Origin of the sequence: Longimicrobium sp. (assembly GCF_036387355.1) — a bacterium.
GTDB lineage: Bacteria > Gemmatimonadota > Gemmatimonadetes > Longimicrobiales > Longimicrobiaceae > Longimicrobium.
In genome coordinates this window covers 1-10980 of the sequence record NZ_DASVTX010000119.1, presented here as the reverse complement: position 1 = coordinate 10980, position 10980 = coordinate 1, and the positions used below count along the sequence as shown (strand labels likewise).

Sequence of the window (10980 nt, the reverse complement as noted above, 5' to 3'; positions counted from 1 at the left end):
TAGGGAATAGGGAATAGGGAATAGGGAATAGGGACGGCCACCCCGTTCATCCGATTCCGGCTCCCTGGCAGTCGTTCTCACACTAGTCCCCGCAACCTCCGCGTCCTCCGCGTCCTCCGCGTCCTCGCGTGAGATGCCGTTTGCAGATTTCCGCGGTGGAGAATTCTGAGGGTCCACACAAAGTGCCCGGCGCCAGAACGGCACCGGGCACTTGGCACTTGGCACTTGGCACTTGGTACTTCCCTTCTACTCGTGCCAGTCCATCAGCATGCGGCGCAGCTCGTCGCGGTGGCCGCTTTCGTCCACCACCAGGTTTTCCAGCTGCAGCTTTACGCTCAACTCGCCCAGCGCCTCGGCCTGCTCGATGCGCCGGGTGTAGCGCTCAATGGTGTCCACCTCGGCCTGCAGCGCGATTTCAAGCATTTCGCGGTTGCTGCGCGGCACGGGGACGGGCGCGGACTGCGTCACCGGCATTCCGCCCAGCGCCACGATCTTGTCGGCCAGAAAGGCGGCATGGCCCAGCTCGTCCGGAATCTCCTGCTCAAAGAAGGCGCGCAGCTCCCGCCGGTACGGGCCCGTCACCAGGCTGGCGTAGGTGCGGTACATGATCACGGCCTGGTACTCGGCCGCCAGATCCTCGTTCATCCCGTCGATCAGTTCCTTCATGTCCGGCATCGGTCCCCGTCCTCCCCCTGGTTGGTCTCCGGTCACTCGGTCCGCCCGGCGGCGCTCCTGCTCAGAGCGCCACTTCGCGACGATCGGCCGCGGAGCGGTACGCGGCCTCTACCAGCCGCATCAGCACGAGGTGTTCCGCGGGCGCCTCGGCCGGCCGCTCGCCGCGCACCACTTCAATGAACGCCTGCAGCTCCGCCCGGTAGCTGGCGGTAAAGGCGTTCTCGCGCGAGGCGGGCACGGGCGGCGTGACCTCCACCAGTCCGGCCGGCATTTCCTTGAACACGGCCAGCGGCGTGAGCGACCCGCTCCCCGTGGTGCCCAGGAGGTGCAGAAACTGGCGGTCCTTGCGTGCCCGCAGGTTCCAGGTGCAGTCCAGGTTGATGACCCGGTCGCCCTCCAGCCGCAGGATGAGCGCGGCGGAGTCCTCCACCTCGTTGCCCCGCGCGGCGTACATGTGCGCGCTGATGCGCTCCGGCGCGGGGTAGCCCAGCGTCCACAGGGCCAGGTCCAGCATCTGGATCCCCAGGTCCATGAATGCGCCGCCCCCCGCCGTGGCCTTGCGCTCGCGCCAGGTGCGGCCGCGGGGGCGGTAGCGGTTCAGCCAGCCGGTCTTGAGGTAGTACACGTCGCCCAGCTCGCCGCCCGCCACGAACTGGCGCAGCGCACCGGCGTCCGCGCGAAAGCGCTGGTTCATCGCCACCATCAGGCGGCTGTCGGCGCCCTCTTCGTCCAGAATGCGCGCCACGCCGTCCGCCGTGAGCGCCAGAGGCTTTTCGCACAGCACGTGCTTGCCGGCGCGAAGGGCGGCGCGCACCTGCTCCTCGTGGCGGTTGCTGGGCGTGCAGATGACGACGGCATCGATGTCGTCCGTAAGCACCTCCTCGAACTCGGTGCTGACGGCGGGGACCTGAAAGCGCTCGGCGATGGTGCGCGCGGTGTGGGCGTCGCGGTCGGCCAGGGCGGCCACCTGCACGCCGCGCATGCGGGAAAGGATGGGCAGGTGCACTACCTGCGCGATGGAGCCCGCGCCCAGCACGGCGACGCGGATGGGTTGGCGTGCGGAGGCCATCAGTGCGTTCCCTGGGTGGTCGGCGGAGACGGAGGCGGCGGCGGCACGGTGGGCGGCATCACCGGGCGGCGCAGGTCGGCGGGGAGCGTCCATCCGCCGCCCACGCCGAAGGACAGAGAGCGGACGGTGCCGGTCAGCACGCCACGGGCTTCCCCCGTCACACGCAGATTGGCGGCCAGCGGCACCTCCAGCCCGCCCACCAGGTTGAGCCCCGGCGCGATGGCGTCCAGCAGTTCTTCCATGAAGGTGTCGTCCACGAACTCGCCGCCGCCGTTCAGCAGGTGCAGCGAAACCCCGGCGCCCGCGTACGGCTCCACGCCGAAAGGCGTGGTCCACAGGTAGTGGCCGTCCAGGTCAAAGGAGAGGTCGCTGATGTCGACGTCACCCAGCTCGATGCCCGGGCACGCCGTTCCGCCCCGCTGGCACGCCTGCTCAATGCGGCGCTCCATGCGGTTCACCTCGGAGTCGCGCAGCGACGACGACCAGTAGGTGAGTCCGGGCGAGATGCGCACGCCGGGCCCCAGCAGCCCCAGGTCAGCCCGCACGTTGAAGGCGAGTGCGGCCTCGGTGCGGTGTGGCAGCACCAGCGCCACGTGCCCGCCCACGCCGGTGAAGACGAGGTTGTCGTAGTCGTAGTCCGCCGCGGACTGCGCGCCCGCCGGAGCCGAGGCCAGAAGCGCCGCGGCGAGCGCAATGCAGGAGAGTCGGAAAGACGGCATTCGAGGTTCGTTCAGATGATTCGCGGCATTCGCGGGAGGATGCCGGTGGGGCGATCGGGTGCGTTTCTGACGTCGCGGCGCGGCCGGAGAGGCCCCCTCCCCGGAGCGGGTGTGAGCGGAGGATTTGGCGTGCGCCTCGGGGCCCCTCCCCGTGCAAACCGCCGCACGGAGAGGGGAGAATTCACACCGGGTTCCCGGAACCCACTGCAGTTGAAGCCTCGAACGGCGCCTGTGGGCGACGTATCGGGGCTTCCCGCTTCTCGAGCGGCGGATTCATCCGCTCAGGTGGGCTCCGCACTCCGCACTCCGCACTCCGCACTCCGCACTCCGCACTCCGCACTCAGCACTCAGCACTCACGCACCCAGCACTCACGCACTCTCAGTACAGATCCTGCAGCTCCGCCCCGGGATAATACGCCCCCAGGATCGTGCGGTAGTTCTGCCCCGCGCGGGCGCGGCCCATCGCGCCGATCTGGCACATTCCGATGCCATGGCCCCAGCCGCCGCCCGTCGCCACGATCTCGCTCACGGCGCCGCCGGAACGGACGAGCTGCACGTCGAACTTGCTGCTGTTCAGAATCCCGCCGCGCACCGGGGGCAGAATCCATCGCACGCGGTCCTTGCCCACGGTGAACGATCCCGCGTCCGTCTCGATCCGCATCGCGTGCACCCGCCCGGACGGCGTGCGCTGCAGCACGCGCATGTCGCGGATCTGCGTGATCCGCCGCCCGCGAAGCGAATCGGCCAGGGTGCGGTTCAGGATCCCCACCAGTTGCTCGTGCGTCCACCGCTCCGTCCATTGGTACAGGCGGCTGGAGCGGTCGTACGCCTCGCCCGTGCGCGGGTCCACGTCGCGGACGGCGACCAGGTACGGCACCGGCGCGTTGTTCCACACCTCCTCGATCGCCGCCGTATGGCCGGCGCAGGTGCTGTGGTAGTAGGCGCTGATGGGCCGTCCGCCATACGCCAGGATCTCGCCCGCGGTTTCGCGCACGGCGCGGTTCACCACCTCGTTCTCCCCCGCCACGCCGCCGTACACCTGGTCTTCCACCGTGGCGTACACGTCAAACCCCTGCGCCGTCCGCCGGCCCTGGTACGTGACAGCGTACGTCCGCGCGGCCACCGCCTGCGCCTTGATGGCCTCGTAGATGTCCAGGTCGAACCGGCCGATCTCCTTGGGCACCACGCCCAGCAGGTAGTTCTCCATGTCCAGCCGGTTCACCAGCGTAAGCCCGCCGCCCGTGGTGGCCCGCTGCACCAGCATTTCGCCGCGATACGGCGCGCCGCGCACCAGCAGCGTTCCGTGCGGGTCCGCGGAGCGCACCACCAGCGGCGCCGGCAGCCCCGCCCCGCCCGGGCCGCCCGACCCGGACGCCTGCCGCGTGGTGAACGAGAGCGTGCCGCCGGACGCGGTGAACGTCGCCGTTCCGCCCCCGGGCACCGAGGCCACGGTGCGGCCGTCCTGCGTGGCGATCGTGAACGCGCCGGCCGAGCCGACCTCCACCCGCTGCGTGTCCACGACGAGCCCCACGCGCACGGGCGGGGCAAGCAGCGCCTCGGGGAACGCCGCCGTGTCCGGTACGGCTGGGGGACGCGGCGCGGGCGTGGCCGGCTCCGCGGGGCGCGTGTCGGCCGTGTCGGGCACCACCACCACGGGAATGGTGGGGATGGGCGGACGCGGGGTGCAGGCCCCGAGCGCGAGCGCGGCCGCCCCCGCCAGGCTACGCCAGCGCGGCTTGGAGCGCGTCACGGGCGCGGGTAATGGTTTCGTCAATGTCCTGATCGGTGTGCGCGGTGGAGAGAAAGCCGGCCTCGAACGCGGACGGGGCGAAGAACACGCCCCGCTGCAGCGCTCCATGAAAGAAGCGCCGGAACGTCGCCACGTCGGCGGCGCTGGCGTCCGCGAAGGTTCGAACCGGCCCCGCAGCAAGGAATACGCCCCACATGGAGCCGTAGCTGCCGCCGCACATGGGCACGCCCGCCTCCGCCGCGTTGGCCAGCAGCCCGGCCACCAGCCGCCGCGTCTTTCTCTCCAGCTCCGGATACGGGTTCTCGTCGCGCAGGATCCGCAGCTGCGCCAGGCCCGCCGCCATCGCCAGCGGATTGCCGGACAGCGTCCCCGCCTGGTAGACGGGTCCCACCGGCGCGATGTGGTCCATCACGTCCGCGCGGCCGCCGTACGCGCCCACGGGCAGCCCGCCGCCGATCACCTTGCCCAGCGTGGTGAGGTCCGGAGCGATGCCGAACCGCTCCTGCGCACCGCCGGGCGCCACGCGAAAGCCCGTCATCACCTCGTCAAACACCAGCAGCGCGCCGTCCGCCTCGGTGATGCGCCGCAGCCCGTGCAGAAAACCGTCGTCCGGCGGCAGGAAGCCGGCGTTGCCCACCACCGGCTCCAGGATCACGCAGGCGATCCTTCCGGCATGGACGCGGAACGCCTCCTCGACCGCCTGCAGGTCGTTGTACGGCGCGGTGAGCGTCAGCTTGGACAGTTCCGCCGGGACGCCGGGCGAGTTGGGGAGGCCCAGCGTGGCCACGCCGGAGCCGGCCTTGACCAGAAAGCTGTCGCCGTGGCCGTGGTAGTTGCCCTCGAACTTGAGGATCATGTCGCGGCCGGTGAACCCGCGCGCCAGGCGCACGGCGCTCATGGTGGCCTCCGTGCCGCTGTTCACGAAGCGCACGCGCTGCATGGAGGGCACAAAGTCGCGCACCAGCTCCGCCAGGTCCACCTCGGATTCCGTGGGCGCGCCGTAGCTGGTGCCGCGGGTGGCCGCGTCGGCCACGGCCTGCACCACGGCGGGGTGCGCGTGGCCCAGGATCATGGGGCCCCACGACAGCACGTAGTCGATGTACTCGTTGCCGTCCGCGTCCCACAGCCGCGACCCCTGCGCGCGCGAAACGAAGAACGGCTCGCCGCCCACCCCGCGAAAGGCGCGCACGGGCGAGTTCACGCCGCCCGGGGTGATCTCGCAGGCGCGGCGAAAGAGCGCGCGGCTGCGGGCCGTGCGCTCCGGCCCGTCGGGAGCCGTCACGAGCGGAAGTTTCCGAAGGCGAGCTCCAGCCCGAAGTCCTGCTTCTTCAGGTGGGCGATCACGGCCTGCAGGTCGTCAATGCTGGCGGAGGTCACGCGCACCTGCTCGTCCTGGATCTGCGCGTTCACCTTCTTGAACCCCGCTTCCTTGATGGACTTGACGATCTCCTTGCCCTTTTCGGTGCTGATGTTCTGCACCAGGGTGATGGTCTGCCGCATCTTGCCGCCGAACGCCTGCTCCGGCTCGCCGTAGTCCAGGTTGCGGATGGGGACGCCGCGCTTGATCAGCTTGCTCTGGATGATGTCGACCAGCGCGGTGAGCTTGTAGTCGTCGTCGGCCAGCAGCTTGAGCGTGCCGTCCTTCTTGCTGAATTCAATCTCGGCCGTGGCGCCCTTGAAGTCGTATCGCTGCGCGACTTCCTTGACGGCCTGGTTCACGGCGTTGTCTACCTCCTGCAGGTCAACGCTGGAGGTGATGTCGAACGTAGAGGTCTTGGCCATCGTGAGGTCCGGGGTAGCAGTTGAGCGTGCAGCCGCGAATGTAGGGCGCCCAAACCGCGTGCGGCAAGGCGCCAAGCGGGCGTGGATCGACAGCCGGACAGGAAAAAGGCCGCCCCGCGCGATTCTGCGTGGGGCGGCCTTCTTCCGTTCCGTTCGGCGCGTGCGTTACTGGTCGAACACGCGGGCGCCGGCGGGCGGGGTAAAGATGAACAGGTCGTCGGCGAGCGCATGGTTGGTGCGCACGTTCCGCAGGTCCACGCGGCGGACGGAGTTGTTCTCCTCCGTCATCTCGAAGCGGCGGACGATGGCGTCCTCCTTGTCCACCCACACCTTGAGCAGCTTGTACGGCGACGCGGTGCGCGGCACCAGCGTAAGCACGTGCGCCGGACGGCCGCCCACGCTCTCCTCGCCCACCAGGGTGGCCACGAAGCGCTGGTTGGCGTTGGACAGGAACTGCGCCTGCAGGTCCACCGCCTGGCCGCCCTCGGCGATGCTGGTGCGCACCACCTGCGTGCGGTCGCTGCTGGGATAGTACAGCCAGAAGTGCCGCCCGTCCGCCACGATGATGTCGCCCGCCGGATCGCTGAAGCGCATCAGGAAGCGGTCCGGCTTGCGCTGGTACATCTTGCCCGTGCTGCGCTGGGTGTTGTTCAGCAGCGGCACGGTGAGCGACTGCGTGAAGTCTGCCTCGAACGACCGGATCCCGTTGGCGGCACGCTCGGCGCCGGCCAGGATCTGCCCCGCGCGGTCCTGCGCGGACGCCGCCGGAGCCGCGGCCGCGCCGTTCGCGGCGGCGGGCGCCTTTCCCGGAGCCGTGGCGGCGGGTGCGGCAGCCGCACCCGGAACCGGAGCCGCAACGGTTCCCGCCGGCGCTTCCGCAGCGCCGGGCACCACGGGCGCAGGCGCGGCGGTCTGCGACCCGGCGGGCTGGGCGGCGGGCGGGCGCGGCGCCGTGCGGCCTTCCGAGGGGCTGTCGCTCGCGGCGCCGGACCCTTCGCGTCCTCCGCAGGCAGCCAGCGCCAGGGCGGCGAGGGCGATGGTGGCGCGGGGATTGATTCTGATCATCTATCGTCTACGCGTTCGGTTTCGATTTCATGCCGTCAGGGTGTGGATACCCGCCGGGAGCAACACCCGTTCCGGCGCCGTCGTCCATCCGCCGCCGGAGCGCCGTCCACCGCCCACGGGCCGTAGGACGTTCATTCCTCCGCGAATCTACCAGCTGCCGCTGGCGCCGCGCCCGGAGCTGTGCCCGCCGCCGCCGGATGACGAGCCGGACGAACTGAAGGACGAGGACGACGTGGTGCTCCGCACCAAGCGCGGAACGTGGACCGTTTCCACGTGGTGGTGCGAGCAGTTCCGGCAGGCGCGGGTGATCTCCCGCAGCCCTCCGTAGTCGTACGTGGCGTGGCGTACCGTTCGGCGCGTCACGTCCACCGTGCGATACGAGCACCCCGGACAGCGCTCCGTGGTGCTCAACCAGCTGGGATACTCGATGATCTGCGTGTTGCGGCACGACGGACAGGCCCACACGTCGTAGTCCACCGAGCCCATCGCCTCTTCCAGCCGGCGGCCGGAGTCCAGGTGCACGTCGTCGCCCGCCTCGTCCAGGCGCGCCATCAACGTGCTGCAGTTGCCGCATGGGCGCGGCTTGTTGCGCACGTGCGACCGCCAGAACGCGAACGCGCCGGCAAGGCCCAGCAGCCCCACAACGCCCGCGAAGATCTCGTTCCCCGGTTCGTCACCCGGAACGACCGGCGCCGAGTAGGAGGATGGCGACGAGTACGCCGGCTGCGGCGCGGGCCGGGACTCGTCCGAGGCGGGGCCGGTCTCGCGAAAGGAGCGCGCGATGGCCGCCACGCCGTCCACGATCCCCACCCCGTACTCGCCGTCGCGAAAGCGGGGCACCATCTGCTCGTCCATCACCCGCCGCATCCGCTCGTCCTGCGCCGCCGGCACGTCGTCGCCCAGTTCGATGCGCGCGCGGCGGTCGCCCACGGAAACCAGAACCAGCACGCCACCGTTCCGCTGGCCGTAGCCCAGCTTCCACTGGTTGAAGACCTGCGTGGCGTACGTTTCCACCGTGGAGCCGGCCGCGCCCTGCCGCTGCAGCGAGGGGATGGTGAGCACCCGCGCCTCCACGCCGGACACGTCCCGCAGCGTCGCGAGCATCTGGCGCACGCTGTCCGCCGCCGACGCGGAGAGCACGTCCGCCAGGTCGGCCACGCCGTCCCCCGGCTCGTCGGGAAAGGTCTGCGCACCCGCCGGGGCGACGATCACCAGGGCGAGGACCAGGGCGGCGGCGCGGAAGTGCCTGCGAATCATCACGATCCTGCGTGGGAAGGGCTGCGGGAAAACGGCAAACGGCGGGACGATACGGGGGATGAGCGGCGGTGTTTCAGCGCGGCGGATCAGGACGCCGGAAAGGAGGGCGCGTTGCTGAAGGTGAGCGTCCACCCGCCCATTCCCCGGTCCAGCCGAACGACGTGCGCCAGGTTGATGGTGAACGAGAAGGCGCGGTCCGGCGGCAGCCGCAGCGCCGCGACGATCAGCGCGCGGATGCTCCCCGCGTGCGCCACGGCCAGCAGCGGCCCGGGCGCCGCCTCCACCTCCGCCAGCCACGCCGCCGCGCGCGAAACGAGCTGCACGAACGACTCGCCGCCGGGCGGGGCCACGTTCACCCAGTCCGCCATCCACCCGTTCAGCGCGGGCTCGTCCTCTGCCTGAACGGCGTTCCACGTGCGCCCCTCCCACGCGCCGAAGTGCACCTCGCGCAGCCGGGGCTCCGGCTCCACCGCCAGCCCCCATCGCGCTGCGAACGGCGCGGCGGAATCCAGCGCGCGCCGCAGGTCGCTCGCCACCAGCCGCGCGGGGGGCGGACCGGCCCACGACTCCGCGAGGCGATTCGCCGCGGCGCGCCCCTCCTCCGACAGCCCCGCGTCGTGATGGCCTACCACCAGGCCGGCGTCGGCGTCCGTCCGCGCGTGGCGGACCAGGTGCAGGGTCATGTTCCGCCCGGCAGCAGGCGGGCGAAGTCACCCACCAGGACCAGGTAGGTCGCCACTTCCACCAGCTGGTTCACGGCGCCCAGCACGCGGCGCAGGTACCATCCGCCCACCACCGTCACGCCCAGCACCGTGCCGATGACGGGGACCGCCGCCCACCCCAGCAGCGCGGCGACGATCACCAGCATCAGCAGGGTGCCCGCCATCAGGCGGCCGGTGGTGACGCTGGCCGCGAACGGCTTGCTCTTGCTGCCCGAGTGCTGCACGTACGGAAGCCGCCAGATGAGCGGCAGGCTGGACCACCGCCCCAGCACGTGCCCGGCGACAATGGCGGGCATGGCGTCAATCGGAAACATCTCCGAGAGCGCGGCCAGCTTGGCGAACACGACGAGCAGCAGCGCGATGGTTCCGTACGTCCCCATGCGGCTGTCCTTCATGATCGTCAGCATCTCGTCCGGCGTCCATCCGCCGCCCATGCCGTCAAAGCTGTCCGCCAGGCCGTCCTCGTGAAACGCGCCCGTGAGCCACACGGTTGCCGACAGCGCCGCGATGGAGGCCATCACCGGCGACCACGCCAGCGAGCCCACCCAGTATCCCGCCGCGCCCGCGGCGCCCACCATCAGCCCGATGAGGGGAAAGTAGACGGTGGAGCGCGCCAGGTACTCGGCGTCGTGACCCACCCACGCCGGGCAGGGGAGCCGGGTGAGGAACATCACCCCGGTCAGAAAGGCGCGCAGCTGGCGGTGGAACCACGATCCCTCGCCCGCGGGCGCCGCCGGAGCGCCGCTCACGCGACCGCCTCCGGCACCACCGGCCCGGACACCCCCGCCTCGGCGAACGACGCCATCCCGAACAGCGCGCACGCCCCGCGCAGCAGCGGAAAGGCGAGCACGGCGCCGCTCGCCTCGCCCAGGCGCATCCCCAGGTCCAGCAGCGGCTCCGCGTCGCACCCGGCGGCCGCGAGCGCGTCCAGCGCCACCGCGTGCCCGCGCTCCGCGCTGCGGTGCGCCAGAAAGAGCGCCGGGGCGATCGCCGGGTCCATCCGCACGGCGGCCAGCACGCTCACCGTGGCGATGAACCCATCCACCACCACGGCCATGCGGTGCAGCGGCGCCTCCAGCGCGGCGCCCGCGACGGCCGCCATCTCCAGCCCGCCAAAGGTGGCCAGCGCCTCCGCCGCGTCCGACGGAACCCCGTGCATGGCCAGCGCCCGCGCGACGACGGCGCGCTTGTGCTCCAGCTGGTCGTCATCCACCCCGGTCCCCCGCCCCACCGTGTCCGCCGGGTCCGCGCCGGTGAGGGCCGACAGGAGCGCGGCGGCGGCGGTGGTGTTGGCGATCCCCATCTCCCCCAGCGCCACCGCCTGGACGCCGTCCCGCGCGGCGCGGCGAACGGCGTCGCGCCCGGCCCGCATGGCCGCGCCGAGCTCATCCGCCGTCATGGCCGGCTCGTGCGCAAAGTTGCGGGTGCCGCGGCGGACGCGCGCCGCGGCAATGCCCTCCAGCGCGTCGAACTCGGCATCCACGCCCACGTCCACCACGTCCACCCCGGCACCCAGCGCGCGGGCCAGCACCGTGACCGCGGCGCCGCCCCGGGCAAAGTTGCGCAGCATTTCCGTGGTGACGGCGCGCGGATAGGCGCTCACGCCCTCGTCGGCGATGCCATGGTCGCCGGCGAACACCAGCGCGCGGCAGCGGTCCGCGGCGGGCGCCAGCGTCTGCTGCAGCGCGGCCATGCGCGCGGCGGCCGCCTCCAGCCGGCCCAGCGAGCCCAGCGGCTTGGTTTTGTCGTCCAGCGCCGCTTGCGCGCGGCGGAGCCAGTCGGTTTGATTCGGGATGGGCATGCGTACGCCGGTGCGGGACTGCGCTGGCCGACGGAACCACGGGAGGGGAGCCGCACGCGCGGCGGCGGGTGCCGGCCCCGGGCGGGACGGGCGGTGCGGACGCGGCGCCACGGCCCCAGTGCGCGTGGGGCGTCGGTGTG

11 protein-coding genes are annotated in these 10980 nt (G+C 71.5%); all 11 read right to left on the bottom strand.

Annotated elements, in window-relative coordinates; genetic code table 11:
* Positions 1-246: 246 nt before the first annotated feature.
* Complete coding sequence (locus VF665_RS05445) at positions 247-675, bottom strand: ferritin-like domain-containing protein (protein ID WP_331052404.1); 429 nt, start codon at positions 673-675, stop codon at positions 247-249.
* A gap of 61 nt (positions 676-736) precedes the next feature.
* Positions 737-1744 (bottom strand): Gfo/Idh/MocA family oxidoreductase, encoded by a 1008-nt coding sequence (locus tag VF665_RS05440; protein ID WP_331052403.1) that lies wholly within the window; start codon positions 1742-1744, stop codon positions 737-739.
* Positions 1744-2463, bottom strand: coding sequence for a hypothetical protein (locus VF665_RS05435; protein ID WP_331052402.1), 720 nt, complete (start codon positions 2461-2463; stop codon positions 1744-1746). Before VF665_RS05435 ends, VF665_RS05440 begins: the two co-directional genes overlap by 1 nt.
* A gap of 379 nt (positions 2464-2842) precedes the next feature.
* Entirely contained in the window at positions 2843-4213 is a 1371-nt protein-coding gene (locus tag VF665_RS05430; protein ID WP_331052401.1) for a SpoIID/LytB domain-containing protein, read from the bottom strand.
* Positions 4185-5495, bottom strand: coding sequence for a glutamate-1-semialdehyde 2,1-aminomutase (gene hemL, locus VF665_RS05425; RefSeq protein ID WP_331052400.1), 1311 nt, complete (start codon positions 5493-5495; stop codon positions 4185-4187). The genes VF665_RS05430 and hemL overlap by 29 nt, the downstream gene beginning before the upstream one ends.
* Positions 5492-5995, bottom strand: coding sequence for a YajQ family cyclic di-GMP-binding protein (locus tag VF665_RS05420; protein ID WP_331052399.1), 504 nt, complete (start codon positions 5993-5995; stop codon positions 5492-5494). The genes hemL and VF665_RS05420 overlap by 4 nt, the downstream gene beginning before the upstream one ends.
* A gap of 165 nt (positions 5996-6160) precedes the next feature.
* Entirely contained in the window at positions 6161-7060 is a 900-nt protein-coding gene (gene lolA / locus VF665_RS05415) for an outer membrane lipoprotein chaperone LolA (RefSeq protein ID WP_331052398.1), read from the bottom strand.
* Between the two features lie 147 nt (positions 7061-7207).
* Entirely contained in the window at positions 7208-8317 is a 1110-nt protein-coding gene (locus VF665_RS05410; protein WP_331052397.1) for a TPM domain-containing protein, read from the bottom strand.
* A gap of 86 nt (positions 8318-8403) precedes the next feature.
* A complete protein-coding gene (locus VF665_RS05405) occupies positions 8404-9000 on the bottom strand; it encodes a histidine phosphatase family protein (protein WP_331052396.1) in 597 nt (198 codons plus the stop codon).
* Positions 8997-9788 (bottom strand): adenosylcobinamide-GDP ribazoletransferase, encoded by a 792-nt coding sequence (locus VF665_RS05400; RefSeq protein WP_331052395.1) that lies wholly within the window; start codon positions 9786-9788, stop codon positions 8997-8999. Before VF665_RS05400 ends, VF665_RS05405 begins: the two co-directional genes overlap by 4 nt.
* The gene (cobT, locus tag VF665_RS05395; RefSeq protein WP_331052394.1) at positions 9785-10840 is read right to left on the bottom strand and encodes a nicotinate-nucleotide--dimethylbenzimidazole phosphoribosyltransferase; all 1056 of its coding nucleotides are present in this window, start codon (positions 10838-10840) and stop codon (positions 9785-9787) included. The genes VF665_RS05400 and cobT overlap by 4 nt, the downstream gene beginning before the upstream one ends.
* Positions 10841-10980 lie beyond the last annotated feature (140 nt).

What these genes read in the sequence shown, in the direction of transcription:
- VF665_RS05445 (WP_331052404.1), bottom strand. Translation starts at nt 675, where the DNA reads ATGCCGGACATGAAGGAACTGATCGACGGGATGAACGAGGATCTGGCG.
- VF665_RS05440 (WP_331052403.1), bottom strand. Translation starts at nt 1,744, where the DNA reads ATGGCCTCCGCACGCCAACCCATCCGCGTCGCCGTGCTGGGCGCGGGC.
- VF665_RS05435 (WP_331052402.1), bottom strand. Translation starts at nt 2,463, where the DNA reads ATGCCGTCTTTCCGACTCTCCTGCATTGCGCTCGCCGCGGCGCTTCTG.
- VF665_RS05420 (WP_331052399.1), bottom strand. Translation starts at nt 5,995, where the DNA reads ATGGCCAAGACCTCTACGTTCGACATCACCTCCAGCGTTGACCTGCAG.
- lolA (WP_331052398.1), bottom strand. Translation starts at nt 7,060, where the DNA reads ATGATCAGAATCAATCCCCGCGCCACCATCGCCCTCGCCGCCCTGGCG.
- VF665_RS05410 (WP_331052397.1), bottom strand. Translation starts at nt 8,317, where the DNA reads ATGATTCGCAGGCACTTCCGCGCCGCCGCCCTGGTCCTCGCCCTGGTG.
- VF665_RS05405 (WP_331052396.1), bottom strand. Translation starts at nt 9,000, where the DNA reads ATGACCCTGCACCTGGTCCGCCACGCGCGGACGGACGCCGACGCCGGC.
- cobT (WP_331052394.1), bottom strand. Translation starts at nt 10,840, where the DNA reads ATGCCCATCCCGAATCAAACCGACTGGCTCCGCCGCGCGCAAGCGGCG.